The sequence below is a fragment of the Azospirillum oryzae genome, assembly GCF_900177515.1.
GTDB classification, from domain to species: Bacteria; Pseudomonadota; Alphaproteobacteria; order Azospirillales; family Azospirillaceae; genus Azospirillum; species Azospirillum oryzae_A.
In genome coordinates, this window is sequence record NZ_FXAK01000007.1 from 633,664 (window position 1) to 659,681 (window position 26,018).

Sequence of the window (26,018 nt, forward strand, 5' to 3'; positions counted from 1 at the left end):
TACATTCCACGGCTTGTCCGTGATCGCGTTTGCCCCGGACGGTCGCGCCGGCGGGATGGCTCAGGCGGGTGTAGCTCAATGGTAGAGCAGAAGCCTTCCAAGCTTACGACGGGGGTTCGATTCCCCTCACCCGCTCCAATCCCGCGTGCGCCACGGAAAACGGATCTCGGCCGGGCCATTGTGTGCGTCCGGAACGTCGGGAACGAAAGACCAAAGCGATGGCGAAGGCAAAGTTTGAGCGGAACAAGCCGCACTGCAACGTTGGCACGATCGGCCACGTCGACCACGGCAAGACGTCGCTGACGGCGGCGATCACGAAGGTGCTGGCGGAGTCCGGCGGCGCCACCTTCACCGCTTACGACCAGATCGACAAGGCGCCGGAAGAGAAGGCGCGCGGCATCACGATCTCGACCGCCCACGTCGAGTACGAGACGACCAACCGCCACTACGCGCACGTCGACTGCCCCGGCCACGCCGACTACGTGAAGAACATGATCACGGGCGCCGCCCAGATGGACGGCGCGATCCTGGTCGTGTCGGCCGCCGACGGCCCGATGCCGCAGACCCGCGAGCACATCCTGCTGGCCCGCCAGGTCGGCGTTCCGGCTCTGGTCGTGTTCCTGAACAAGGTCGACATGGTCGACGATCCGGAGCTGCTGGAGCTGGTCGAGCTGGAAGTTCGCGAGCTGCTGTCGTCCTACCAGTTCCCGGGCGACGACATTCCGATCACCAAGGGCTCGGCCCTGTGCGCCCTGGAAGACCGTCAGCCGGAGATCGGCCGCGACGCCGTTCTGGCTCTGATGAAGACGGTGGACGAGTACATCCCGCAGCCGGAGCGTCCGAAGGACCGTCCGTTCCTGATGCCGATCGAAGACGTGTTCTCGATCTCGGGCCGCGGCACCGTGGTGACCGGCCGTGTCGAGCGCGGCATCGTGAAGGTCGGTGACGAAGTCGAGATCGTCGGCCTGAAGGCCACGGTGAAGACGACGGTGACCGGCGTCGAGATGTTCCGCAAGCTGCTCGACTCGGGTGAGGCCGGCGACAACATCGGCGCGCTGCTGCGCGGCACCAAGCGCGAGGACGTCGAGCGCGGCCAGGTTCTGGCCAAGCCGGGTTCGATCACCCCGCACACCAAGTTCAAGGCCGAAGCCTACATCCTGACGAAGGAAGAGGGCGGCCGTCACACCCCGTTCTTCACCAACTACCGTCCGCAGTTCTACTTCCGTACGACGGACGTGACGGGCATGGTCTCGCTGCCGGAAGGCGTCGAGATGGTGATGCCGGGCGACAACGTCGCCATGGACGTGGCTCTGATCGCCCCGATCGCCATGGACGAAGGCCTGCGCTTCGCCATCCGCGAAGGCGGCCGCACCGTCGGCGCCGGTGTCGTTGCCAAGATCGTCGAGTGATGCTATAAGCCTGCCTCCCCCGCCGGGCCACGGTTCGGCGGGGGAGTTTTATCTGGCTGCAGAGTACGGTTGGGCTTCCGGAAAGCCGTTCTAAAAAGTTATTCCGAAAGTCGGGCTGAAAGGCCTTGACACCGCCGCCGAAAGAATGCTTTAAGCGGCGTCCCACGCCGAAAGGTGTGGCCGGACGGAGATAGGAGTGTAGCTCAATTGGTAGAGCACCGGTCTCCAAAACCGGGGGTTGGGGGTTCGAGCCCCTCCACTCCTGCCATCCCGTCCCAATAACGGTTAGGGTAAAAGCGGCGCCCTTCATAGTCGCTCCGGAGCTCGCACGGTTCGCACGATGGCTAAAGTCAATCCCGCAGAATTCGCGCGCGAGGTCCGCCGCGAGGTAGCCAGGGTCACCTGGCCGACCCGCAAGGAAACCGGCATCACGACCGCCATGGTTTTCGTCATGGTCGTGCTCGCCGCCCTGTTCTTCCTCGTCGTCGATCAGGTGCTGGCGGTTGCCGTTCGCTTGATCCTTGGGCTGGGAGGCTAAGACATGGCCGCGCGCTGGTACGTCGTGCACGTTTATTCGGGTTTCGAAAAGAAGGTCGCCCAGGCCATCCGCGAAAAGGCGGCTCAGAAGGGTCTGGAAGACAAGTTCGAGGAAATCCTGGTCCCGACCGAAGAAGTGGTCGAAGTGCGCCGGGGTTCCAAGATCAACACGGAACGCAAGTTCTTCCCCGGCTACGTCCTCGTCAAGATGGACCTGACCGACGAATCCTGGTCGCTGGTGAAGAACACACCGAAGGTCACGGACTTCCTGGGCGGTGGCGGCAAGCCGCAGCCGATTTCCCAGCGCGAGGCCGAACGGATCATCCATCAGGTGCAGGAAGGCTTTGAGCGCCCCAAGCCGTCGATCACCTTCGAGGTGGGCGAACAGGTGCGAGTGAGCGACGGTCCCTTCACCTCGTTCAATGGTGTCGTCGAGGAAGTCGACGAAGAGAAGTCCCGCCTCAAGGTGGCGGTGTCGATCTTCGGTCGCTCCACGCCGGTCGAGCTGGAATACACGCAGGTCGAAAAGATCTAAGCGCAAGGTTCCACAGTTTTTCGTGTCGGAGCTGCCGGTGCTTGCATCGGTGGCTCCATTCTGTTGCGGGAGGCTCGCCATGGCCGAACCGCAAAACCCCGCGACGCCGCGCCGGACCATCCGGTCCCAGGCGTGAGGCGTCGTCCCAGGAGGTTGTGAGATGGCGAAGAAAATCGTCGGTTACATCAAGCTGCAGGTTCCGGCCGGCAAGGCGAACCCGTCGCCGCCCATCGGTCCGGCGCTCGGTCAGCGCGGCCTGAACATCATGGAGTTCTGCAAGGCGTTCAACGCCAAGACGGCGGACCTGGAAGTCGGCATGCCGATTCCCGTGGTCATCACCGCCTACGGCGACCGCACCTTCACCTTCGTGACCAAGACCCCGCCGGTCAGCTACTTCCTCAAGAAGGCTTCGGGCAAGGACAAGGGTTCGACGACCCCCGGCAAGGGCGGTTTCGTCGGCCAGGTCACGACCTCGCAGATCCGCGAGATCGCCCAGAAGAAGATGGCCGACCTGAACGCGCACGACGTCGAAGCCGCTGCGACCATGATCGCCGGTTCCGCCCGCTCGATGGGCCTCGAAGTGGTGGAGGGCTGATCCTATGGCGAAGCTGGGCAAGCGTCTGACCGACGCCTACAAGAGCGTCAACCGCGACAACTTCTACTCGCTGGAAGAGGCCGTCACCCTGGTGAAGGGTGCCGCCAAGGCCAAGTTCGACGAGACCATCGAAATCGCGATGAACCTCGGCATCGATCCGCGCCACGCCGACCAGATGGTCCGCGGCGTCGTGAACCTGCCGAACGGCACCGGCAAGACCGTCCGCGTGGCGGTGTTCGCCCGCGGCGCCAAGGTCGATGAGGCTCTGGCCGCCGGCGCCGACGTGGTCGGCGGCGACGACCTCGCCGAACAGATCCTGGCCGGCAACATCAACTTCGACCGCTGCATCGCCTCGCCCGACATGATGGGCGTGGTCGGCAAGCTCGGTAAGGTCCTTGGCCCGCGCGGCCTGATGCCGAACCCGAAGCTGGGCACCGTGACCCCCGACGTCGCCGGCGCCGTGAAGGCCGCCAAGGCCGGCGCGGTGGAGTTCCGTGCGGAGAAGACCGGTATCGTCCACGCCGGCGTCGGCAAGGTCAGCTTCTCGGAAGAGGCGCTGGTCCAGAACATCCGCGCCTTCGTCGATGCCATCACCCGTGCCAAGCCGACCGGCGCCAAGGGCCAGTATGTGCTCAAGGTCTCGCTGTCGTCGACCATGGGCCCGGGCCTGAAGCTCGACCTCACCAGCGTGTCGGCTCCGGCCGCCGCCTGATGACCCGTTTCGCCGCCGCTGTCCTCGGGCAGTGGCGGCGTCCGGGCGGACCGTCCGCGGGGGGAACCCCAAGGGCACCCGCCCACCCCTGTCCGAGACCGCTGGTGTCCGACCCGAACCGCAAGGGAAGGGGAGGGCTTAAAATCCACCCGCGCAGACAGGAGTTGAACCCGTTTACCCCTCCGGCTCCGCCGCCTCCGGCAGCGCGATCCGGTTCAGGAACGGCTTGAACTTCTGGGACAGGTTCGCCGGACCTCCGGCCCTTCGGGGTCGTGGGTCCATGTACACCTCTGTGCAAGGAGGCGATCCGTGGATCGTACACAAAAAGAAGCGACGATCGCGGACCTGCAGTCGAAGCTCGCGGAGACGGGCCTGGTGGTGGTCACCCATCATCTGGGTCTGACGGTGAAGGAAGTCACCGATCTGCGTGCGAAGGTGCGGGCCGCGGGTGCCGGCTTCAAGGTGACGAAGAACCGGCTCGCCCGCCGCGCCCTTCAGGGCACGCAGTTCGAGGGTCTGGACGGTCTCTTCAAGGGCCCGACGGCGATCGCCTATTCGAAGGATCCGGTTGCGGCCGCCAAGGTCGTTGCCGAGTTCTCGAAGGCGAACGACAAGCTCCAGATCATCGGCGCCGGCCTCGGCAACCAGGTTCTCGACGCCGAAGGCGTCAAGGCCCTGGCGACCCTGCCGTCGCTGGACGAACTGCGCGCGAAGCTCGTGGGCATGATCCAGACCCCGGCGACCCGCATCGCCGGTGTCCTCCAGGCTCCGGGCGGCCAGGTCGCCCGCGTGCTGGCGGCCTACGCGAAGAAGGACGAGGCGGCCTGAGCCGCTCTGTCACAGTTTTATCTGAACCCAGAATCCAAGTCGTTGGAGTAGTAAAATGGCTGATCTGCAGAAGCTCGTCGACGATCTGTCGGCCCTGACCGTCCTGGAAGCCGCCGAGCTGTCCAAGCTCCTCGAAGAGAAGTGGGGCGTCTCCGCCGCCGCTCCGGTGGCCGTTGCCGCCGCCGGCCCGGCCGCTGCCGCTGCCGCTCCGGCCGAAGAGCAGACCGAGTTCACGGTGATCCTCGCCGATGCCGGCGACAAGAAGATCAACGTGATTAAGGAAGTCCGCGCGATCACCGGCCTGGGCCTGAAGGAAGCCAAGGACCTGGTCGAGGGCGCTCCGAAGCCGGTCAAGGAAGGCGCCACGAAGGACGAGGCCGCCAAGATCAAGAAGCAGCTTGAAGAGGCCGGCGCCAAGGTCGATATTAAGTAAGACCTTGTTGCGTTACGGATCATACAGTTCCACGCCGGACGGCGGCCGGTTCCCCAGGGAACCTGCCGCCGCACGGCGTTTTCTGCCTTCCGCCGGACCGGGCTTGCCCGGCCCGGCTCTTTCCGTCCCCATCATGGGGATGGCCCGCGCGGGCGCCCACGGGACCGGTCGATACCAGTCGGCTTGATCCTGCGGTCGGTTGAACGGTCGGTATAACGCGCATCACGTACAGACGTTTGGGGACATCCATGGCCAAATCCTTTACGGGTCGTAAACGTGTTCGGAAGAGCTTCGGGCGCATCCCGGAAGTCACCCAGATGCCCAACCTCATCGAGGTGCAGCGCAGCTCCTACGATCACTTCCTGCAAATGGACATCGCCCCGGAAAAGCGGGCGAACCTGGGCCTGCAGGAAGTCTTCAAGTCGGTCTTCCCGATCAAGGACTTCTCCGACCGCGCGGTGCTGGATTTCGTCAAGTACGAGCTTGAGCAGCCGAAGTACGACGTCGAGGAATGCCAGCAGCGCGGCATGACCTTCGCGGCTCCGCTGAAGGTTACCCTGCGACTGTCCGTGTTCGACGTCGAGGAGGACACCGGCCTCCGTTCGATCCGCGACATCAAGGAGCAGGACGTCTACATGGGCGACATGCCCCTGATGACGGCCAACGGCACCTTCATCATCAACGGCACCGAGCGCGTCATCGTCTCCCAGATGCACCGCAGCCCGGGTGTCTTCTTCGACCATGACAAGGGCAAGACCCACGCGTCGGGCAAGTATCTGTTCGCCGCGCGCGTCATCCCCTATCGCGGTTCCTGGCTGGATTTCGAGTTCGACGCCAAGGATCTCGTCTACGTCCGCATCGACCGCCGCCGCAAGCTGCCGGCCACCACGCTGCTGTTCGCTCTGGACGGCGCGGAGACCGAGGCGCTGCGCGCCGAGCGCAAGGCGAACCGCAAGGACCTGCTGCCCTACGAGGCGCAGGGCATGTCGAAAGAAGAGATCCTCAACTACTTCTACGACACCATCACCTACACCCGCTCCGCCGGCGGCTGGAAGACCCCGTTCAGCGCCGAGCGCATGAAGGGCGTCAAGCTGGCGTCCGACCTGGTCGATGCCGCCACCGGCGCCGTCGTCGCCGAGGCCGGCACCAAGATGACCCCGCGCGTCATCAAGAAGCTGGTCGAGGCCGGCCTGACCGAGCAGCAGGTCTCCACCGAGGAGCTGACCGGCCGCTACCTCGCCGTCGACATCATCAACGAGCGCACGGGCGAAGTCCTGTTCGAAGCCGGTGACGAGCTGTCGGCGAGCGACCTCGACAAGCTGGAGAAGACCGGCGTCGACGAACTGCCGGTGCTGGCGATCGACCATCTGAATGTCGGCGCCTACATCCGCAACACCATGAATGCGGACCGCAACGCCAGCCGTGAAGACGCGCTGATCGACATCTACCGCGTCATGCGTCCGGGCGAGCCGCCGACCCTGGAATCGGCCGAGGCGCTGTTCTCGGGCCTGTTCTTCGACAGCGAGCGCTACGACCTGTCGGCCGTCGGCCGCGTGAAGATGAACGCACGCCTGAACTTCCAGACCGACGACCAGATGCGCGTTCTCCGCAAGGAGGACATCCTGGAGATCCTGAAGGTTCTGGTGAACCTGAAGGACGGCCGCGGCGAGATCGACGACATCGACCATCTCGGCAATCGCCGCGTCCGCTCGGTCGGCGAGCTGATGGAGAACCAGTACCGCGTCGGCCTGCTGCGCATGGAACGTGCGATCCGCGAGCGCATGAGCTCGGTCGAGATCGACACGGTGATGCCGCACGACCTGATCAACGCCAAGCCGGCCGCGGCAGCCGTGCGCGAGTTCTTCGGTTCGTCGCAGCTGTCGCAGTTCATGGACCAGACCAACCCGCTGTCCGAGATCACGCATAAGCGTCGTCTCTCGGCTCTCGGCCCGGGCGGTCTGACCCGCGAGCGCGCCGGCTTCGAGGTGCGCGACGTGCACCCGACGCACTATGGCCGTATCTGCCCGATTGAGACGCCGGAAGGCCCGAACATCGGCCTGATCAACTCGCTGGCGACCTACGCCCGCGTGAACCAGTACGGCTTCATCGAGAGCCCCTACCGCAAGGTCATCGACGGCAAGGTCACCAACGAGGTGGTCTATCTGTCGGCGATGGAGGAGGGCCGCTACGTCGTCGCCCAGGCCAACGCCGAGCTGAACCCCGACAACAGCTTCGCCGCCGATCTGGTGTCCTGCCGCCAGGGCGGTGAATACCTGATGTTCCGGCCGGAAGCGATCGACCTGATCGACGTGTCGCCGAAGCAGCTGGTGTCCGTCGCCGCGGCGCTGATCCCGTTCCTGGAGAACGACGACGCCAACCGCGCGCTGATGGGCTCGAACATGCAGCGCCAGGCGGTGCCGCTGGTGAAGGCGGATGCGCCGCTGGTCGGCACGGGCATGGAGGCGACCGTCGCCCGCGACAGCGGTGTGACCATCGTCGCCAAGCGCTCGGGCGTCGTCGACCAGGTCGACGCCACCCGCATCGTCGTCCGCGCCACCGACAGCTCGGACAGCACGGCGCCGGGCGTCGACATCTACAACCTTCTGAAGTTCCAGCGTTCCAACCAGAACACCTGCATCACCCAGCGTCCGCTGGTGAAGGTGGGCGACCGGGTCAACGCCGGTGACATCGTGGCCGACGGTCCGTCGACCGACCTGGGCGAGCTGGCGCTCGGCCGCAACGTGCTCGTCGCGTTCATGCCGTGGAACGGCTACAACTTCGAGGACTCGATCCTCATCAACGAGCGCATCGTCAAGGACGACGTCTTCACCTCGATCCACATCGAGGAATTCGAGGTCATGGCCCGCGACACCAAGCTGGGCCAGGAGGAAATCACCCGCGACATTCCGAACGTGGGTGAGGAAGCTCTGAAGAACCTCGACGAGGCCGGCATCGTCTATATCGGCGCCGAAGTCCGTCCGGGCGACATCCTGGTCGGCAAGGTGACGCCGAAGGGCGAAAGCCCGATGACGCCGGAAGAGAAGCTGCTGCGCGCCATCTTCGGCGAGAAGGCTTCGGACGTCCGCGACACCTCGCTGCGCCTGCCGCCGGGCGTCGTCGGCACCATCGTCGAGGTCCGCGTGTTCAGCCGCCGCGGCGTCGACAAGGACGAGCGCGCCCTGGCGATCGAACGCGCCGAGATCGAGAAGCTGGCCAAGGACCGCGACGACGAGCGCGGCATCCTGGAGCGCAGCTTCTACACCCGCCTGAAGGAAGTGCTGCTCGGCCAGACCGCGCAGTCCGGCCCGAAGGGCATGAAGGGTGGCACGGTCCTGACCGAGGAGGTTCTGGCCGGCCTGTCGAAGGGCCTGTGGCGCCAGATCGCCATCGCCGACGAGCAGGTGATGGAGACCGTCGAGAACCTGGGCAAGGTCTTCGACGACTCGATCAAGGCCCTGCAGGACCGCTTCGAGAACAAGGTCGACAAGCTGCAGCGCGGTGACGAGCTGCCGCCGGGCGTCATGAAGATGGTCAAGGTCTTCGTCGCGGTGAAGCGCAAGCTGCAGCCGGGCGACAAGATGGCCGGCCGTCACGGCAACAAGGGTGTCGTCTCGCGGATCATCCCGCAGGAGGACATGCCGTACCTCGAGGACGGCACCCCGGTCGATCTGGTGCTGAACCCGCTCGGCGTGCCGTCGCGCATGAATGTCGGTCAGATCCTGGAAACCCACCTCGGTTGGGCGGCTTCGGGTCTCGGCCGGCAGATCGGCCGCGCGGTCGACCAGTACCGTCTGGCGATCCGCCAGAAGGCGGAAGGCGCTCCCCAGCTGGAGGCCCTGCGCAGCACGCTGAAGTCGGCGTACGGCGAGGTGACCTACAACGAGGACATCGCCGACATGACCGACGGCGAGCTGCTGGAGCTGGGCGGCAACCTGCGCAAGGGCGTGCCCTTCGCGACGCCGGTCTTCGACGGCGCCCGCGAGGAGGACATCTGCGTCCATCTGGAGCGTGCCGGATTCGACCGGTCGGGCCAGTCGACGCTGATCGACGGCCGCACCGGCGAGACCTTCGATCGCAAGGTCACCGTCGGCTACATCTACATGCTGAAGCTGCACCACCTGGTGGACGACAAGATCCACGCCCGGTCGATCGGCCCCTACTCGCTGGTCACGCAGCAGCCGCTGGGCGGCAAGGCCCAGTTCGGCGGTCAGCGCTTCGGTGAGATGGAGGTCTGGGCGCTCGAAGCCTACGGCGCCGCCTACACGCTGCAGGAAATGCTGACGGTGAAGTCGGACGACGTGTCCGGCCGCACCAAGGTCTACGAGGCCATCGTCCGCGGCGACGACAACTTCGAGGCTGGCATTCCGGAATCGTTCAACGTGCTGGTCAAGGAGCTTCGCTCGCTCGGCCTGAACGTCGAACTGAACCAGCGGTCCTACTGAGCCGATTTGACGTGACCAAACCCCGGAACGGTGCGAGCACCGGTCCGGGGTCATGCACTGCCCTTAACCGACAACGCGGCGATGCCAGCGGGAGACGGTCATGAATGAGTTGATGAACATTTTCGGCCAGGTCCAGGGGCCGCAGAGCTTCGATCAGATCCGCATCCAGATCGCGAGCCCCGAGCGGATCCGGTCCTGGTCCTACGGCGAGATCAAGAAGCCGGAAACCATCAACTACCGCACCTTCAAGCCGGAGCGCGACGGCCTGTTCTGCGCCCGCATCTTCGGCCCGATCAAGGATTACGAGTGCTTGTGCGGCAAGTACAAGCGCATGAAGTATCGCGGCATCATCTGCGAGAAGTGCGGCGTCGAGGTCACGCTGTCGAAGGTCCGGCGCGAGCGCATGGGCCATATCGAACTGGCGTCCCCCGTCGCGCACATCTGGTTCCTGAAGTCGCTGCCGAGCCGCATCGGCCTGCTGCTCGACATGACGCTCAAGGATCTGGAGCGCATCCTCTATTTCGAAAACTACGTCGTCATCGAGCCGGGCCTCACCCCGCTGAAGCTGCATTCGCTGCTGAACGAGGAAGAGTACCTGAACGCCCAGGACGAGTATGGCGAGGACGCCTTCACCGCGTCGATCGGTGCCGAAGCGCTGCGCATCATGCTGTCCGCGCTCGACCTCGACGAGGAGAAGAAGCGCTGCCGTGAGGATCTGCGCGACACCAACTCCGAAGCCAAGCGCAAGAAGCTGGTCAAGCGCCTGAAGCTGATCGACGCCTTCCTGGCCTCGCAGTCGCGTCCGGAGTGGATGATCCTGGAAGTCATTCCGGTGATCCCGCCCGAGCTGCGTCCGCTGGTCCCGCTGGACGGCGGCCGTTTCGCCACGTCCGACCTGAACGACCTGTACCGCCGCGTCATCAACCGCAACAACCGTCTGAAGCGGCTGATCGAGCTGAAGGCGCCGGACATCATCGTCCGCAACGAGAAGCGCATGCTGCAGGAGGCCGTCGACGCTCTGTTCGACAACGGCCGCCGTGGCCGCGTCATCACCGGCGCCAACAAGCGTCCGCTGAAGTCGCTGTCCGACATGCTGAAGGGCAAGCAGGGCCGCTTCCGTCAGAACCTGCTCGGCAAGCGCGTCGACTACTCGGGCCGTTCGGTCATCGTCGTCGGTCCGGAGCTGAAGCTGCACCAGTGCGGCCTGCCGAAGAAGATGGCGCTGGAGCTGTTCAAGCCCTTCATCTACGCCAAGCTGGAGCTGTACGGCCTCGCCTCCACCATCAAGGCCGCCAAGCGGATGGTGGAAAAGGAGCGTCCCGAGGTGTGGGACATCCTGGAAGAGGTCATCCGCGAGCATCCGGTGATGCTGAACCGCGCACCGACGCTGCACCGTCTCGGCATCCAGGCCTTCGAGCCGACGCTGATCGAAGGCAAGGCGATTCAGCTGCACCCGCTGGTCTGCACCGCCTTCAATGCCGACTTCGACGGCGACCAGATGGCCGTGCACGTCCCGCTGAGCCTCGAGGCCCAGTTGGAAGCGCGCGTCCTGATGATGTCGACCAACAACATCCTGTCGCCCGCCAACGGCAAGCCGATCATCGTGCCGAGCCAAGACATCGTCCTCGGCATCTACTACATCTCCATGGATCGCCCCGGTGAGAAGGGCGAGGGCATGGTGTTCGCCAACGTCTCGGAAATCGAGCAGGCGCTGAACGCCAAGGTCCTGTCGATCCATGCGAAGATCAAGGCGCGCTACGTCGGTGTGGACGACGAGGGCAACGAGCTGATCAGCATCGTCGAGACGACGCCGGGCCGCATGCTCCTGTCGGAGCTGCTGCCGCGTCACCCGAAGGTGCCGTTCTCGCTGATCAACCGCGTCCTGACCAAGAAGGACGTCGGCAACGTCATCGACGCCGTCTACCGCCATTGCGGGCAGAAGGAGACGGTGATCTTCGCCGATCGCCTGATGAAGCTCGGCTTCGGCCACGCCTGCCGCGCCGGCATCTCCTTCGGCAAGGACGACATGGTCATCCCCGCCGCCAAGGAGAAGCTGGTCAACGAGTCGAAGGAGCGGGTGAAGGAGTTCGAGCAGCAGTATCTCGACGGCCTGATCACCCAGGGCGAGAAGTACAACAAGGTCGTCGACGTCTGGTCGGAATGCACCGAAAAGGTCGCCTCCGAGATGATGAAGGCGATCTCGACCACCGAAGCCGGCAAGCCGGTCAACTCGGTGTACATGATGGCCCACTCCGGTGCGCGTGGTTCCGCCGCGCAGATCCGTCAGCTGGCCGGCATGCGCGGCCTGATGGCCAAGCCGTCGGGCGAGATCATCGAGACGCCGATCATCTCGAACTTCAAGGAAGGCCTGACCGTGCTGGAGTACTTCAACTCCACCCACGGCGCCCGCAAGGGTCTGGCCGACACCGCCTTGAAGACGGCGAACTCCGGTTACCTGACCCGCCGTCTGGTCGACGTGGCGCAGGACGCCATCATCGTCGAGCATGATTGCGGCACCGAACGCGGCATCACCGTGAAGGCGGTGATCGACGGCGGCGAGGTCATCAGCCCGCTGGGCGACCGCATCCTCGGCCGCACCGTGGTCGGCGACGTGATCGACCCGCTGAACGGCGAGCTGATCGTCGAGGACGGCGGCCTGATCGACGAGCCGACGGTTGACCGCATCGAACGCTCGGGCATCGACTCGGTCAAGATCCGTTCGGTACTGACCTGCGAGACCCGCGACGGCGTCTGCGCCAAGTGCTACGGCCGTGATCTGGCCCGCGGCACGCTGGTCAACACCGGCGAGGCGGTCGGCGTCATCGCGGCGCAGTCGATCGGCGAGCCGGGCACCCAGCTGACGATGCGCACCTTCCACATCGGTGGCGCGGCGCAGCGCGGTGCGGAGCAGAGCCAGATCGAGGCGGCGTTCGACGCGACGGTGCGGATCGTCAACCGCAACGTCGTCATGAACTCGGCCAACATCCCGGTCGTCATGGGCCGCAGCACCGAAGTCGTCCTGCTCGACGAGCAGGGCCGCGAACGGGCGCGTCACCGCGTGCCGTACGGTGCCAAGCTGCTGGCGGACGAGGGTGTGAAGGTCGAGCGCGGCGCCAAGCTGGCCGAGTGGGACCCCTACACCCTGCCGATCATCACCGAGCGTGCAGGTACCGCCCGCTACATCGACCTCGTGGAAGGCATCTCCATGCGCGAGGTGATGGACGAGGCAACGGGCATCAGCTCCAAGGTGGTGGTCGACTGGCGCCAGCAGCCGCGCGGTGCCGATCTGAAGCCGCGCATTGCGCTGGTGGACGAGCGGGGCGAGCTAATCACCCTGCCGAACGGTCTGGAAGCCCGCTACTTCATGTCGGTGGACGCCATCCTGTCGGTGGAGAACGGAGCCGAGGTCCGGGCCGGCGACGTGCTGGCGCGTATTCCGCGCGAGTCGTCGAAGACCCGCGACATCACCGGTGGTCTGCCGCGCGTGGCCGAGCTGTTCGAGGCGCGTCGTCCGAAGGACTTCGCCATCATCTCGGAGATGAGCGGCCGCGTCGAATTCGGTAAGGACTACAAGACCAAGCGCCGCATCGTCGTCCGCAACGACGAGACCGGCGACGAGAAGGAGTATCTGATCCCGAAGGGCAAGCACATCTCCGTGCAGGAGGGTGACTATGTCGAGCGCGGCGATCTGCTGATGGACGGCAACCCGGTGCCGCACGACATTCTGGCGGTAATGGGTGTGGAGGCCTTGGCCGACTACCTGATCAACGAGATCCAGGACGTCTATCGACTGCAGGGCGTGAAGATCAACGACAAGCACATCGAGGTGATCGTTCGCCAGATGCTGCAGAAGGTCGAGATCACCGACGCCGGCGAGACCACCTTCCTGGTGGGCGAGCAGGTCGACCGTCAGGAGTTCGACGAGGAGAACGAGAAGACCGTGGCGGAAGGCCTGCAGCCGGCCCACGGCCACCCGGTTCTCCAGGGCATCACCAAGGCCAGCCTGCAGACGCGCTCCTTCATCTCGGCCGCGTCGTTCCAGGAAACCACCCGCGTCCTCACGGAAGCGGCCGTCGGCGGCAAGGTCGACAACCTGGAGGGTCTGAAGGAGAACGTCATCGTCGGCCGCCTGATCCCGGCCGGCACGGGCTCCGTGGTGAACCGCCTGAAGCTGATCGCCGCCGAGCGTGACCGCGAAGCGGCCCTGGAGGCCGGCGCTCCGGAGGAAACTCCGGCCCTGCCGACCCCGGGCGAGGAAAGCTCTGCGGCCTGATCCTTCACGGCGTTTGAGTAGGGGAGGGGGCGCGTTCCGCAAGGGACGCGCCCTTTCTCTTTCGGCGCCTCCGCACATCAGGAGGTGGGTCCCGAAGGTGAAAGACCGTCCTTGACTCTCCTGCGGCCTTTCCCTAAAGTCCGCGAACTTCAATGGACGCCGGGGCTCTCCGTGCGTCCGCTTGAATCCACCGATCCCGCCGATCGGAGTCCTCCGATCGGCTTTCGCTCATTCAGCCCGCTCGGAACGGCGACGTTTCGCAGGCGGGCTTTTGCTTCGTCCGGCTCGTCCGGCCGAGTGATCTTGAAGGGATGAAGGGCAGATATGCCGACGATCAACCAGTTGATCCGTAAGCCGCGCGAGCCGTTGGCCGCGCGCAACAAGGTTCCCGCGATGGAGGCCTGCCCGCAGAAGCGTGGCGTCTGCACTCGCGTCTACACCACCACCCCGAAGAAGCCGAACTCGGCGCTCCGTAAGGTCGCCCGCGTTCGTCTGACGAACGGCTTCGAGGTGACGAGCTACATCCCTGGTGAGGGCCACAACCTCCAGGAACACTCGGTGGTCATGATCCGCGGCGGTCGTGTGAAGGATCTTCCCGGCGTTCGCTATCACATCATTCGCGGCACGCTGGATACCCAGGGCGTCAAGGATCGTAAGCAGCGCCGTTCGAAGTACGGCGCGAAGCGTCCGAAGTAAGGAGAACTCACGATGTCCCGTCGTCATCGCGCCGAGAAGCGTGAAGTCCTGCCGGACGCCAAGTACGGCGACCGCGTCCTGACGAAGTTCATGAACTGCCTGATGCTGGACGGCAAGAAGTCGGCCGCCGAAGGCATCGTCTACGGCGCCCTGGGCCGTATCGAGGTCAAGACCAAGAACGACCCCGTTCAGGTCTTCCACGACGCCCTCGCCAACGTGAAGCCGCACCTGGAAGTCCGCAGCCGCCGCGTCGGTGGTGCGACCTACCAGGTTCCGGTCGAGGTCCGTTCGGACCGCGCCCAGGCTCTCGCCATCCGTTGGCTGATCAGCGCCGCCCGCGCCCGCTCGGAAAACACCATGACCGAGCGTCTGTCGGGTGAGCTGCTCGATGCTGCCAGCCAGCGCGGCACCGCCGTGAAGAAGCGCGAAGACACGCACCGCATGGCGGAAGCCAACAAGGCGTTCTCGCACTACCGCTGGTAAGGTTCACGCCTGTCCTGGTGATTTTGCATGCCCCGTTCGCACGCCCTCGATCGTTACCGCAACATCGGCATCATGGCTCACATCGATGCCGGCAAGACGACGACGACCGAGCGCATCCTGTTCTACACCGGCAAGTCCTATCGCATGGGCGAGGTCAATGACGGCACCGCCGTCATGGACTGGATGGAGCAGGAGCAGGAACGGGGCATCACCATTACCTCGGCGGCGACGACCTGTTTCTGGCGCGATCACCGCATCAACATCATCGACACGCCCGGCCACGTGGATTTCACCATCGAGGTCGAGCGGTCATTGCGTGTCCTGGATGGCGCCGTTGCCATCTTCGACGCGGTTGCAGGTGTCGAGCCCCAGACGGAAACCGTGTGGCGGCAGGCCGACAAGTACGGCGTGCCGCGCATGGCCTTCGTCAACAAGATGGACCGCGTCGGCGCGGACTTCGACGGCTGCGTCGCCATGATGGCCGACCGGCTGGGTGTCAAGCCGCTGGTCCTTCAGCTTCCCATCGGCGTTGAGGCCGGCTTTTCCGGGATCGTCGATCTGGTCGCCATGCGCGCCACGATCTGGAAGGCTGAGACGCTCGGCGCCGAATTCGAACATACCGACATTCCCGATGATCTTGCCGAATCCGCCGCAAGCGCCCGTCAGGCGCTGCTTGAGGCCGTGCTCGATCTCGACGAGGCGGCGATGGCCGCCTATCTGGAGCGCGGCGAGGAGCCGGCGCCCGAAGCCCTGCGCGCGCTGATCCGCAAGGGTACGATTTCCAACGCCGTCGTCCCGGTGCTCTGCGGATCGGCCTTCCGCAACAAGGGCATCCAGCCGATGCTCGACGCGGTCGTCCATTACCTGCCGGCGCCGAACGACATCGGCGCGGTGACGGGTCATGCCGTCGGCGGCGACCGTTCGGAGGAGCGCGCGGCCAACGACAGCGCGCCCTTCTCAGGTCTCGCCTTCAAGGTGATGAACGATCCCTATGTCGGGACGCTCACCTTCTGCCGCATCTATTCCGGTACCGTCGGCGTGGGTGATTCGCTGCTGAATCCCGTCAAGGGCGAGCGCGAGAAGATCGGCCGCATGCTGCTGATGCACGCCAACAGCCGCGAAGACATCGAACGCGCCCACACGGGCGACATCGTCGCTTTCGCCGGTCTGGAACACACCGCCACCGGCGACACGCTCTGCGACCCCGCCAAGCCCATCGTGCTGGAGCGCCTGGACGTTCCGGAGCCAGTGATCGAGATCGTCGTCGAGCCGCGCAGCGACGCCGACCACGATAGGATGGCGGCGGCGCTGAACCGGTTGGGCCACGAGGATCCCTCGCTGCAAGTCTCGGTCGACCGCGAAAGCGGCCAGACCGTCATCCGCGGCATGGGCGAGTTGCATCTCGACATCATCGTCGACCGCATGAAGCGCGAGTTCCGCGTCGATGCCGGTGTCGGCGCCCCCAAGGTCGCCTACCGCGAGACGGTGTTGCGCTCGGCCGAGATCGACCATGTCCATGCCCGGCAGACCGGCGACCGCGCCCAGTTCGCGCGTGTGACGCTGAAGCTCGAGGCGCTCGACCGTGGCGCCGGCTTCGTCTTCGAGAACCGGGCGGCCGGCTTGCCGCGCGAATTCGTCGCCGGTGTGCAGAAGGGGCTGGAGGCAGCGAAGGACAGCGGCGTCGTCGCCGGCTATCCGGTGGTGGACGTCAAGGCGACCCTGACCGGCGGTGAGGCGCATGACGTCGACTCCTCGCCGCTCGCCTTCGAACTGGCGGCGCGGACCGCCTTCCGCGAGGCAATGACAAAAGCCGCTCCGGCGCTGTTGGAACCGCTGATGCGGGTCGAAATCATCACGCCGGACGACTATATGGGCGACGTCATCGGTGACCTGAACGGTCGCCGCGGACAAATCACCGGCATGGACCAGCGCGGCAACGCGCGAATCGTCACGGGACTGGTTCCCTTGGCGGCCATGTTCGGCTATGTGAACTCCCTGCGCTCCATGAGTCAGGGCCGCGCGCAGTACAGCATGCAGTTCGACCATTATGAGCCGGTGCCACAGGCCATCGCGGACGGTGTCCGCGCCAAGGTGGCCTGAAGACCGCTGGAACGATTGAGAAACGGAGAGACCACCCCATGGCGAAGGCAAAGTTCGAGCGGAACAAGCCGCACTGCAACGTTGGCACGATCGGCCACGTCGACCACGGCAAGACGTCGCTGACGGCGGCGATCACGAAGGTGCTGGCGGAGTCCGGCGGCGCCACCTTCACCGCTTACGACCAGATCGACAAGGCGCCGGAAGAGAAGGCGCGCGGCATCACGATCTCGACCGCCCACGTCGAGTACGAGACGACCAACCGCCACTATGCGCACGTCGACTGCCCCGGCCACGCCGACTACGTGAAGAACATGATCACGGGCGCCGCCCAGATGGACGGCGCGATCCTGGTCGTGTCGGCCGCCGACGGCCCGATGCCGCAGACCCGCGAGCACATCCTGCTGGCCCGCCAGGTCGGCGTTCCGGCGCTGGTGGTGTTCCTGAACAAGGTCGACATGGTCGACGATCCGGAACTGCTGGAGCTGGTCGAGCTGGAAGTTCGCGAGCTGCTGTCGTCCTACCAGTTCCCGGGCGACGACATTCCGATCACCAAGGGCTCGGCCCTGTGCGCCCTGGAAGACCGTCAGCCGGAGATCGGCCGCGACGCCGTCCTGGCTCTGATGAAGACGGTGGACGAGTATATCCCGCAGCCGGAGCGTCCGAAGGACCGTCCGTTCCTGATGCCGATCGAAGACGTGTTCTCGATCTCGGGCCGCGGCACCGTGGTGACCGGCCGTGTCGAGCGCGGCATCGTGAAGGTCGGTGACGAAGTCGAGATCGTCGGCCTGAAGGCGACGGTGAAGACGACGGTGACCGGCGTCGAGATGTTCCGCAAGCTGCTCGACTCGGGTGAGGCCGGCGACAACATCGGCGCGCTGCTGCGCGGCACCAAGCGCGAGGACGTCGAGCGCGGCCAGGTTCTGGCCAAGCCGGGTTCGATCACCCCGCACACCAAGTTCAAGGCCGAAGCCTACATCCTGACGAAGGAAGAGGGCGGCCGTCACACCCCGTTCTTCACCAACTACCGTCCGCAGTTCTACTTCCGTACGACGGACGTGACGGGCATGGTCTCGCTGCCGGAAGGCGTCGAGATGGTGATGCCGGGCGACAACGTCGCCATGGACGTGGCCCTGATCGCCCCGATCGCCATGGACGAAGGCCTGCGCTTCGCCATCCGCGAAGGCGGCCGCACCGTCGGCGCCGGCGTCGTTGCCAAGATCGTCGAGTGATGACCATCCGGCGGTCGCCGAAAGGGGATCGCCGGAGGGAAGGGTAGGGCGGCGGGGAACCATCCTGTCGCCGGTTGTAAGAGACGGGCCCTCTTCTCCGCGCAAGCAGGGTGGGCGGCCCGCCCGGTTCTAGCCATCGGGCGTCGGCATTCGGGTCCGTCCGCCTGTCGATCCAGCTTCCTCCGCTTGGGGGGAGATTCAGGATTGACACGCGGGCGCTGAACGCCTAGAGATTACGCCCTCTGGATTTTGGGTTGGTGGTAGGCAGCTTCGGCCTAGACGCAGCCCGAGACGAACGGCACGGCGCGCCTCCCTGGGGCGCGCCGTCTGCTGAACGGAACATCCCCTCCGGGCATCCGCCGCAGGGGATGTTCTTTTTCGTATCGGCTCGTCGCATCGGTCACAGTGTCGCCCGCCGGCCCCGCTTAGGAGGTTCGGCGCGCGGCCTTGCGCTGTCGGCGAAGCCCCAAAGCAGCTCGTGGAGTTCCGGTGACGCGTCCGCGTCATCGCTAGAAGGTGCAAGGGACGTTTGGACATGGACAGCCAGAACATCCGCATCCGTCTGAAGGCGTTCGATCATCGCGTGCTCGACCAGTCGACCAGCGAGATCGTCAACACCGCCAAGCGGACCGGCGCGCGCGTGCGGGGCCCGATCCCCCTGCCGACGCACATCGAAAAGTTCACCGTGAACCGCTCGCCGCACATCGACAAGAAGTCGCGCGAGCAGTTCGAGATCCGCACCCACAAGCGCCTGCTCGACATCGTCGATCCGACGCCGCAGACCGTGGATGCCCTGATGAAGCTCGACCTCGCCGCCGGCGTCGACGTCGAGATCAAGCTCTGATTTTGGTTGGTAAGGGACCTCTCCGGTAAGCGGATGTCCCTGGTCAGGAGATAAAGAACAATGCGATCCGGTTTGATCGCGCAGAAGGTCGGCATGACCCGCGTCTTCACGGACGACGGCCAGCATGTTCCGGTCACTGTGCTGAAAGTCGACAGCTGCCAGGTCGTCGCCGTTCGCACCGAGGAAAAGGATGGCTACACCGCCGTCCAGCTCGGCGCGGGCGCCATCAAGGTCAAGAACGTCAACAAGCCTGAGCGTGGGCATTTCGCCAAGGCGCGCGTGGAACCGAAGCGCAAGCTGGTCGAGTTCCGCGTCGATGCCGATGCCCTGATCGAGGTCGGTGCCGAGCTGTCGGCCGCCCACTTCGTCGCCGGCCAGTACGTCGACGTCACCGGCACCTCCATCGGCAAGGGCTTTGCCGGTGCGATGAAGCGCTGGAACTTCGGTGGTCTGCGCGCCACGCACGGCGTGTCGGTGTCGCACCGTTCGCACGGTTCGACGGGTAACCGTCAGGACCCCGGCAAGGTCTTCAAGAACAAGAAGATGGCCGGTCATCTCGGTGACGAGCGGGTCACGGTGCTGAACCTGCAGGTCGTCGCCGTCGACGAAGCCCGTGGTCTGATCATGCTCAAGGGTGCCGTCCCCGGCGCCGAGGGCGGTTGGCTGCGCATCCGTGACGCCGTCAAGAAGAAGGCTCCGGAAGGCCTGCCCTTCCCGGCCGGCATCAAGTCTGCTCCGGCGGCGGAAGCCCCGGCCGAGACGCAGGAGTGAGCGCCATGAAGGCCACGATCAAGAACCTGAACAACGAAGCCGTCGGCGAGATCGAGCTGTCGGACGCCGTGTTCGGCCTGCCGACCCGCACCGACCTGCTGGCCCGCATGGTCAACTGGCAGCTGGCCAAGCGCCGCTCCGGTAACCACAAGACCAAGGGCATCAGCGAGATCAGCGGCACGACCAAGAAGCCCTACTCGCAGAAGGGCACCGGTCGCGCTCGTCAGGGCTCCATCCGTTCGCCGCAGTTCCGCGGCGGTGCGACCATCTTCGGCCCGGTCGTGCGCTCGCACGCCCATGAGCTGACCAAGAAGGTCCGCAAGCTGGCGCTCAAGACCGCCCTGTCGGCCAAGGCCGCCGAGGGCAAGCTGATCGTCCTGGAGGCTGCGGCCGCCGAGACGCACAAGACCAAGGAACTGGCGGCCCGTCTCGCCACCCTCGGCCTGACTTCGGCGCTGATCATCGATGGCTCGAACCTGGACGAGAACTTCGCCAAGGCTTCGCGCAACATCCCGCTGATCGACGTGCTGCCGGAGCAGGGTGCGAACGTCTACGACATTCTCCGCCGCGATACGCTGGTCCTGACCCGCAACGCGGTCGAGCAACTGGAGGCTCGCCTGAAATGAGCAAGCAGTCGAAACCTGCGGTGAGCCAGGAGCGGATGTACGACCTGATCCTCGCTCCCGTCATCACCGAGAAGTCGACGTTGGTGTCGGAGCACAACCAGGTCACGTTCCGCGTGCCGCTCACGGCCTCCAAGCCGGAGATCAAGGCCGCCGTTGAAGGTCTCTTCAACGTCAAGGTGACCGCGGTCAACACCCTGGTTTCCAAGGGCAAGACCAAGCGGTTCCGCGGCACCATCGGCCGTCGCTCGGACTTCAAGAAGGCCGTCGTCACCCTCGCCGAGGGTAACAAGATCGACGTGACCACGGGCATCTGAGCGGGAGTGTGATCCGATGGCTCTGAAGCAATACCGCCCGATTACGCCGTCGCTCCGCCAGCTGGTCATCGTTGACCGCTCGGAGCTGTGGAAGGGCAAGCCGGTCAAGACCCTCACCGAGGGCCTGACCAAGTCTGGTGGACGCAACAACACCGGCCGCATCACCGCGCGCCGGATGGGTGGCGGACACAAGCGCACCTACCGTCTGGTGGACTTCAAGCGTCGCAAGTTCGACGTTCCGGCCACCGTCGAGCGGCTGGAATATGATCCGAACCGCACGGCCTTCATCGCGCTGATCAAGTACCAGGATGGGACGCTGTCTTACATCCTGGCGCCGCAGCGCCTGAAGGTCGGCGACACCGTGATCTCCGGCGAGCGTGTCGACGTGAAGCCCGGCAACGCGATGCCGCTGAAGAACATCCCGGTCGGTTCGATCGTGCACAACGTCGAGCTGAAGGCCGGCAAGGGTGGTCAGGTGGCTCGTTCCGCCGGCACCTACCTGCAGCTGGTCGGCCGCGACGGTGGCTACGCCCAGCTGAAGCTGCCGTCTGGCGAACTGCGCATGGTTCGTGGCGAGTGCATGGCCACCCTGGGTGCCGTGTCCAACCCGGACCAGATGAACACCAACCTTGGCAAGGCCGGTCGCAACCGCTGGCTGGGCAAGCGTCCGTCGGTCCGTGGCGTCGCCATGAACCCGATCGACCACCCGCACGGTGGTGGTGAGGGTCGCACCTCGGGCGGCCGTCATCCGGTCACGCCGTGGGGCAAGCCGACCAAGGGCAAGAAGACTCGTCACAACAAGAAGACGGATGGCCTGATCCTGCGCCGCCGTCATTCGAAGTAAGGAGGTCGAACGATGGCACGCTCCGTTTGGAAGGGCCCGTTCGTCGACGGCTATCTGCTGAAGAAGGCGGACAAGAGCCGGGCTTCGGGCCGCAACGAGATCATCAAGATCTGGTCGCGTCGTTCGACCATCCTGCCGCAGTTCGTCGGTCTGACGTTCGGCGTCTACAACGGCCACAAGTTCCTGCCGGTTCTGGTTACCGAGCACATGATCGGTCACAAGTTCGGCGAGTTCGCTCCGACGCGGACCTTCTATGGCCACGCGGCGGACAAGAAGGCGAAGAGGAAGTAAGCCATGGGCAAGCCTGCCAACCCCAGCCGGGTCGCGGAGAACGAGGCTCTGGCCCGCAATCCGATGATCCGCACCAGCCCGCGGAAGCTCAACCTCGTCGCCCAGCTCATCCGGAACATGGATGCCAGCCGCGCCGTGGCCGAGCTGACCTTCTCCAAGCGCCGCATCGCCGGCGAGGTGAAGAAGGTCCTGCAGGCCGCGATCGCGAACGCCGAGAACAACCACCAGCTCGACGTCGACCGTCTGTACGTGTCGTCGGCGACTGTCGGTCGCGCTCTGGTGATGAAGCGCTTCCACGCCCGTGCCCGCGGTCGTGGCGCCCGGGTCGAGAAGCTGTTCAGCAACCTGACGATCATCGTCCGCGAGCGTGACGCCGCCGTTGCCGAGGGGGCCGAGTAATGGGTCAGAAAATCAATCCGATCGGGCTGCGCCTCGGCATCAACCGGACCTGGGACAGCCGTTGGTTCGCCAAGCGCGACTACGCCAACCTGCTGCACCAGGACCTGAAGCTGCGCGGCTATCTGCAGGGCCGGCTGCAGCAGGCCGGTTGCTCGCGCGTCGTCATCGAACGTCCGGCCAAGAAGGCCCGTATCACCATCCACTCGGCCCGTCCGGGCGTGGTGATCGGCAAGAAGGGCGCGGACATCGAGAAGCTGCGTCTCGAGCTGTCGAAGATGACCGGCAGCGAGGTGAGCCTGAACATCGTCGAGATCCGCAAGCCGGAAATCGACGCTCGCCTCATCGCCGAGAACATCGCCAGCCAGCTGGAGCGCCGTGTGGCGTTTCGTCGCGCCATGAAGCGCGCCGTGCAGTCCGCCATGCGCCTGGGCGCCCAGGGCATCCGGATCAACTGCTCGGGCCGTCTCGGCGGTGCGGAAATCGCCCGCATGGAGTGGTACCGCGAGGGCCGCGTTCCGCTGCACACCCTGCGCGCCGACATCGATTACGGTGTGGGCACCGCCAAGACCACCTACGGCACCTGCGGTGTCAAGGTGTGGGTGTTCAAGGGCGAGGTCATGGCTCACGACCCGATGGCGCAGGACAAGCGCATGGGTTCCGAGCCGGTGTCGACCGACGGCGAGCCGCGCCGCGATCGGCATGATCGTCGCGACCGTCGCGAGCGCTCCGAGCGCTCCGAACGCGAGTAAAGGGGCCGAGCGATGCTTTCTCCCAAGCGCACGAAATTCCGTAAGGCCCACAAGGGCCGCATCCATGGCAACGCCAAGGGCGGCACCGCCCTGAATTTCGGCTCCTTCGGCCTCAAGGCCCTGGAGCCGGAGCGCATCACCGCCCGTCAGATCGAAGCGGCCCGCCGCGCGATCACCCGTGCGATGAAGCGTCAGGGCCGCGTCTGGATCCGCATTTTCCCGGACCTCCCGGTCTCCACCAAGCCCGCCGAAGTCCGCATGGGTTCCGGTAAGGGTTCGCCGGAGTACTGGGCGGCCCGCGTGAAGCCCGGCCGCATCCTGTTTGAACTGGACGGCGTGCCGGCAGATGTGGCAAAAACCGCCTTCGCTCTGGCGGCCGCGAAGCTGCCGATCAAGGTGAAGCTGGTGACCCGCCTGGGCGGTGTCGAGGAGACCGCGGCATGAAGGCCGTAGACATTCGTACGAAGAGCGCGGATGAGCTGAACGATCAGCTCCTCCAGCTCAAGAAGGAGCAGTTCAACCTGCGTTTCCAGAAGGCTTCCGGCCAACTGGAGAACACCGCGCGGGTGAACACGGTGCGCCGCGACATCGCCCGCATCAAGACCATCCTCGGCGAGCGTGCCCGCTCCGCCGACGCCGGCAAGTAAGGGGGATCATCCATGCCTCGCCGCGTTCTGCAGGGCACGGTGGTCAGCGACAAGTGCGACAAGACCGTTACGGTTCTTGTCGAGCGCCGTGTCATGCACCCCGTGTACAAGAAGTTCATTCGTCAGTCGAAGAAGTACGCCGCCCACGACGAGGGCAACCAGTTCAAGGTCGGCGATACCGTTTCGATCATCGAATGCCGCCCGATCTCGAAGTCCAAGCGTTGGACGGTCGTGACGGAGTCCGCCGCCGACAGCGGCGCCGCGTGATAACGAAAGGTCGTAAACAATGATCCAGATGCAAACCAACCTGGAAGTCGCCGATAACAGCGGGGCGCGCCGGGTGCAGTGCATCAAGGTGCTTGGCGGGTCCAAGCGGAAGGTCGCAACCGTGGGCGACGTCATCGTCGTCTCGGTCAAGGAGGCCATTCCGAAGGGCCGCGTCAAGAAGGGCGACGTGCATCGCGCCGTCATCGTCCGCACCGCGAAGGAACTGCGTCGGGAGGACGGGTCGGCGATCCGTTTCGACCGGAATGCCGCCGTGCTGATCAACAAGCAGGGCGAGCCGATCGGCACCCGTATTTTCGGGCCGGTCACTCGCGAGCTGCGCGGCAAGAAGTTCATGAAGATCATCTCGCTGGCGCCGGAGGTGCTGTAATGGCCGCCAAGATCAAGACCAAGGACAAGGTCGTTGTCCTGACCGGCCGTGACAAGGGCAAGACCGGCGAGGTGTTGAAGGTTTTCCCGAAGGAGAACCGTGCCGTTGTGCAGGGCGTGAACGTGGTGAAGAAGCACCAGCGTGCCAGCGCCCGCTCGCAGGGTGGCATCATCGAGATGGAGGCGCCGATCAACGTCTCCAACCTCGCTCACGTCGATCCCAAGGATGGCAAGCCGACCCGCGTCGGTTTCAAGATCCTTGAGGATGGCCGCAAGGTGCGTGTCGCCAAGCGGTCCGGCGAAGTCATTGACCTGTGAGGACCCGGGCATGACCGCACGTCTGAAAGAAGTTTACGACTCCAAGATCCGCGCCGCTCTGAAGTCGGAATTCGGCTACAAGAACGACCTGGAAGTTCCGCGGATCGAGAAGATCGTGGTCAACATGGGTGTCGGTGAGGCTGTCGCCGACTCCAAGAAGATCCAGCTCGCCGTGGCCGAGATGGCCGCCATCACCGGTCAGAAGCCGGTGGTGACCAAGTCGCGCAAGTCGATCGCCCAGTTCAAGCTGCGCGAAGGCATGGCGATCGGCTGCAAGGTCACGCTCCGCCGCGACCGCATGTACGAGTTCCTGGATCGCCTGGTGACGATTGCGTTGCCGCGCGTCCGTGACTTCCGCGGTATCCCGGGTGACAGCTTTGACGGCCGTGGCAACTACGCCATGGGCGTCAAGGAACAGATCATTTTCCCGGAGATCGATTACGACAAGATCGATCAGATCCGCGGCATGGACATCATCATCGTCACTTCGGCGAAGACCGACCAGGAAGCCAAGGCTCTCCTGAAGGGCTTCGACATGCCGTTCGTGAGCTGAGGCTGGAGCACGACCATGGCTAAGACCAGTGCCATCGAAAAGAACAAGCGTCGCGCCAAGCTGGCCAAGCAGTACGCGAACAAGCGTGCGCGCCTGAAGGCAATCGCGAACGACAAGACCCTCCCGCCGGAAGAGCAATTCGCTGCCCGCCTCAAGCTGGCCGAACTGCCGCGCAACTCCTCGAAGGTGCGCATCCGGAACCGCTGCGAAATGACCGGGCGTCCGCGCGCGTTCTATCGCAAGTTCAAGCTGTCCCGCGTCACGCTCCGCGAACTGGCCTCGACCGGCCAGATCCCGGGCATGACGAAGTCGAGCTGGTAAGGAGGGTCCGAGAATGTCTTTGAGCGATCCGCTCGGCGATATGCTGACCCGCATCCGCAACGGTCAGCACGCCCGCATGTCCGTTGTGGTTTCCCCGGCGTCTAAGCTGCGCGTCAACGTCCTGGAAGTTCTGAAGCGTGAAGGCTTCATCCGCGGCTGGTCCGAGGAAGAACTGCGTCCGGGCGTCAAGAACCTGAAGATCGAGCTGAAGTACCACGAAGGCGAGCCTGTCATTAAGCAGATCGCCCGTGTGTCCAAGCCCGGCCGTCGCGTGTATTCGAAGATCGCCGACCTGCCCCGTGTCTACAACGGGCTTGGTCTGTCGATCCTGTCGACCCCGCGCGGCGTGATGTCGGACAATGAGGCCCGCTCCGCCAACGTTGGCGGCGAAGTCCTCTGCCGCGTGTTCTAAGGG

The 26,018-nt window shown here is 65.0% G+C and carries 29 protein-coding genes and 2 tRNA genes; all 31 read left to right on the forward strand.

The features are described 5' to 3' along the window. Positions 1 to 64: 64 nt before the first annotated feature. The 31 genes from B9N97_RS15455 to rpsH all read left to right on the forward strand — a co-directional run bounded on the left by B9N97_RS15455 (position 65) and on the right by rpsH (position 26,015). Positions 65 to 138, forward strand: a tRNA-Gly gene (locus B9N97_RS15455). Positions 139 to 218: 80 nt separating this feature from the next. Then, positions 219 to 1,409 (forward strand): elongation factor Tu, encoded by a 1,191-nt coding sequence (tuf, locus tag B9N97_RS15460; protein WP_085088099.1) that lies wholly within the window; start codon positions 219 to 221, stop codon positions 1,407 to 1,409. Between the two features lie 192 nt (positions 1,410 to 1,601). After that, positions 1,602 to 1,677, forward strand: a tRNA-Trp gene (locus B9N97_RS15465). A 72-nt stretch (positions 1,678 to 1,749) separates the two neighbouring features. Continuing rightward, positions 1,750 to 1,947, forward strand: a complete 198-nt coding sequence (secE, locus tag B9N97_RS15470) for a preprotein translocase subunit SecE (protein ID WP_014246876.1) — start codon at positions 1,750 to 1,752, stop codon at positions 1,945 to 1,947. Between the two features lie 3 nt (positions 1,948 to 1,950). After that, positions 1,951 to 2,481 carry a transcription termination/antitermination protein NusG gene (gene nusG / locus B9N97_RS15475; protein WP_014246877.1) on the forward strand — a complete coding sequence of 177 codons (531 nt, stop codon included), beginning with the start codon at positions 1,951 to 1,953 and terminating at the stop codon, positions 2,479 to 2,481. A gap of 160 nt (positions 2,482 to 2,641) precedes the next feature. Continuing rightward, positions 2,642 to 3,076: a 50S ribosomal protein L11 gene (gene rplK / locus B9N97_RS15480; protein WP_085088102.1), complete on the forward strand. Its 435-nt coding sequence runs from the start codon at positions 2,642 to 2,644 to the stop codon at positions 3,074 to 3,076. 4 nt (positions 3,077 to 3,080) lie between these two features. Next, positions 3,081 to 3,788: a 50S ribosomal protein L1 gene (gene rplA / locus B9N97_RS15485; protein WP_085088105.1), complete on the forward strand. Its 708-nt coding sequence runs from the start codon at positions 3,081 to 3,083 to the stop codon at positions 3,786 to 3,788. A gap of 309 nt (positions 3,789 to 4,097) precedes the next feature. Next, complete coding sequence (gene rplJ, locus B9N97_RS15490; RefSeq protein ID WP_085088107.1) at positions 4,098 to 4,616, forward strand: 50S ribosomal protein L10; 519 nt, start codon at positions 4,098 to 4,100, stop codon at positions 4,614 to 4,616. A 55-nt stretch (positions 4,617 to 4,671) separates the two neighbouring features. After that, positions 4,672 to 5,049, forward strand: coding sequence for a 50S ribosomal protein L7/L12 (rplL, locus tag B9N97_RS15495; protein ID WP_014246882.1), 378 nt, complete (start codon positions 4,672 to 4,674; stop codon positions 5,047 to 5,049). 248 nt (positions 5,050 to 5,297) lie between these two features. Further along, complete coding sequence (gene rpoB, locus B9N97_RS15500; protein ID WP_085088110.1) at positions 5,298 to 9,491, forward strand: DNA-directed RNA polymerase subunit beta; 4,194 nt, start codon at positions 5,298 to 5,300, stop codon at positions 9,489 to 9,491. A gap of 100 nt (positions 9,492 to 9,591) precedes the next feature. Further along, positions 9,592 to 13,764 carry a DNA-directed RNA polymerase subunit beta' gene (rpoC, locus tag B9N97_RS15505; RefSeq protein WP_085088113.1) on the forward strand — a complete coding sequence of 1,391 codons (4,173 nt, stop codon included), beginning with the start codon at positions 9,592 to 9,594 and terminating at the stop codon, positions 13,762 to 13,764. A gap of 324 nt (positions 13,765 to 14,088) precedes the next feature. After that, entirely contained in the window at positions 14,089 to 14,460 is a 372-nt protein-coding gene (rpsL, locus tag B9N97_RS15510) for a 30S ribosomal protein S12 (protein ID WP_012973201.1), read from the forward strand. A gap of 12 nt (positions 14,461 to 14,472) precedes the next feature. Continuing rightward, positions 14,473 to 14,943, forward strand: coding sequence for a 30S ribosomal protein S7 (gene rpsG / locus B9N97_RS15515; protein ID WP_012973202.1), 471 nt, complete (start codon positions 14,473 to 14,475; stop codon positions 14,941 to 14,943). A 27-nt stretch (positions 14,944 to 14,970) separates the two neighbouring features. Further along, the gene (gene fusA / locus B9N97_RS15520) at positions 14,971 to 17,043 is read left to right on the forward strand and encodes an elongation factor G (RefSeq protein WP_085088116.1); all 2,073 of its coding nucleotides are present in this window, start codon (positions 14,971 to 14,973) and stop codon (positions 17,041 to 17,043) included. Between the two features lie 38 nt (positions 17,044 to 17,081). After that, entirely contained in the window at positions 17,082 to 18,272 is a 1,191-nt protein-coding gene (gene tuf, locus B9N97_RS15525) for an elongation factor Tu (RefSeq protein ID WP_085088099.1), read from the forward strand. Positions 18,273 to 18,807: 535 nt separating this feature from the next. Then, the gene (gene rpsJ, locus B9N97_RS15530) at positions 18,808 to 19,116 is read left to right on the forward strand and encodes a 30S ribosomal protein S10 (protein ID WP_012973204.1); all 309 of its coding nucleotides are present in this window, start codon (positions 18,808 to 18,810) and stop codon (positions 19,114 to 19,116) included. Positions 19,117 to 19,176: 60 nt separating this feature from the next. Further along, positions 19,177 to 19,887 carry a 50S ribosomal protein L3 gene (gene rplC, locus B9N97_RS15535; RefSeq protein ID WP_044549480.1) on the forward strand — a complete coding sequence of 237 codons (711 nt, stop codon included), beginning with the start codon at positions 19,177 to 19,179 and terminating at the stop codon, positions 19,885 to 19,887. A gap of 5 nt (positions 19,888 to 19,892) precedes the next feature. After that, positions 19,893 to 20,513 carry a 50S ribosomal protein L4 gene (rplD, locus tag B9N97_RS15540; protein ID WP_063633868.1) on the forward strand — a complete coding sequence of 207 codons (621 nt, stop codon included), beginning with the start codon at positions 19,893 to 19,895 and terminating at the stop codon, positions 20,511 to 20,513. Continuing rightward, a complete protein-coding gene (locus B9N97_RS15545) occupies positions 20,510 to 20,827 on the forward strand; it encodes a 50S ribosomal protein L23 (RefSeq protein ID WP_012973207.1) in 318 nt (105 codons plus the stop codon). The genes rplD and B9N97_RS15545 overlap by 4 nt, the downstream gene beginning before the upstream one ends. A 16-nt stretch (positions 20,828 to 20,843) precedes the next feature. Continuing rightward, entirely contained in the window at positions 20,844 to 21,671 is an 828-nt protein-coding gene (rplB, locus tag B9N97_RS15550; protein WP_012973208.1) for a 50S ribosomal protein L2, read from the forward strand. Positions 21,672 to 21,683: 12 nt separating this feature from the next. Next, positions 21,684 to 21,962, forward strand: a complete 279-nt coding sequence (rpsS, locus tag B9N97_RS15555) for a 30S ribosomal protein S19 (RefSeq protein WP_012973209.1) — start codon at positions 21,684 to 21,686, stop codon at positions 21,960 to 21,962. 3 nt (positions 21,963 to 21,965) lie between these two features. Next, positions 21,966 to 22,361 carry a 50S ribosomal protein L22 gene (gene rplV, locus B9N97_RS15560; RefSeq protein ID WP_042694102.1) on the forward strand — a complete coding sequence of 132 codons (396 nt, stop codon included), beginning with the start codon at positions 21,966 to 21,968 and terminating at the stop codon, positions 22,359 to 22,361. Next, positions 22,361 to 23,110, forward strand: coding sequence for a 30S ribosomal protein S3 (rpsC, locus tag B9N97_RS15565; RefSeq protein ID WP_085088119.1), 750 nt, complete (start codon positions 22,361 to 22,363; stop codon positions 23,108 to 23,110). The genes rplV and rpsC overlap by 1 nt, the downstream gene beginning before the upstream one ends. A 12-nt stretch (positions 23,111 to 23,122) precedes the next feature. Next, a complete protein-coding gene (gene rplP, locus B9N97_RS15570) occupies positions 23,123 to 23,554 on the forward strand; it encodes a 50S ribosomal protein L16 (RefSeq protein ID WP_014246894.1) in 432 nt (143 codons plus the stop codon). Next, complete coding sequence (rpmC, locus tag B9N97_RS15575; RefSeq protein ID WP_012973213.1) at positions 23,551 to 23,757, forward strand: 50S ribosomal protein L29; 207 nt, start codon at positions 23,551 to 23,553, stop codon at positions 23,755 to 23,757. Before rplP ends, rpmC begins: the two co-directional genes overlap by 4 nt. Before the next feature lie 12 nt (positions 23,758 to 23,769). Then, the gene (gene rpsQ / locus B9N97_RS15580) at positions 23,770 to 24,024 is read left to right on the forward strand and encodes a 30S ribosomal protein S17 (protein ID WP_042694099.1); all 255 of its coding nucleotides are present in this window, start codon (positions 23,770 to 23,772) and stop codon (positions 24,022 to 24,024) included. Between the two features lie 19 nt (positions 24,025 to 24,043). After that, positions 24,044 to 24,412, forward strand: a complete 369-nt coding sequence (gene rplN / locus B9N97_RS15585) for a 50S ribosomal protein L14 (protein ID WP_012973215.1) — start codon at positions 24,044 to 24,046, stop codon at positions 24,410 to 24,412. Then, positions 24,412 to 24,729, forward strand: a complete 318-nt coding sequence (gene rplX, locus B9N97_RS15590; protein WP_014246896.1) for a 50S ribosomal protein L24 — start codon at positions 24,412 to 24,414, stop codon at positions 24,727 to 24,729. Before rplN ends, rplX begins: the two co-directional genes overlap by 1 nt. A gap of 10 nt (positions 24,730 to 24,739) precedes the next feature. Continuing rightward, complete coding sequence (gene rplE / locus B9N97_RS15595; protein WP_012973217.1) at positions 24,740 to 25,282, forward strand: 50S ribosomal protein L5; 543 nt, start codon at positions 24,740 to 24,742, stop codon at positions 25,280 to 25,282. A 15-nt stretch (positions 25,283 to 25,297) separates the two neighbouring features. Then, positions 25,298 to 25,603: a 30S ribosomal protein S14 gene (rpsN, locus tag B9N97_RS15600; RefSeq protein ID WP_012973218.1), complete on the forward strand. Its 306-nt coding sequence runs from the start codon at positions 25,298 to 25,300 to the stop codon at positions 25,601 to 25,603. A 13-nt stretch (positions 25,604 to 25,616) separates the two neighbouring features. Continuing rightward, a complete protein-coding gene (gene rpsH, locus B9N97_RS15605) occupies positions 25,617 to 26,015 on the forward strand; it encodes a 30S ribosomal protein S8 (protein WP_085088120.1) in 399 nt (132 codons plus the stop codon). Positions 26,016 to 26,018 lie beyond the last annotated feature (3 nt).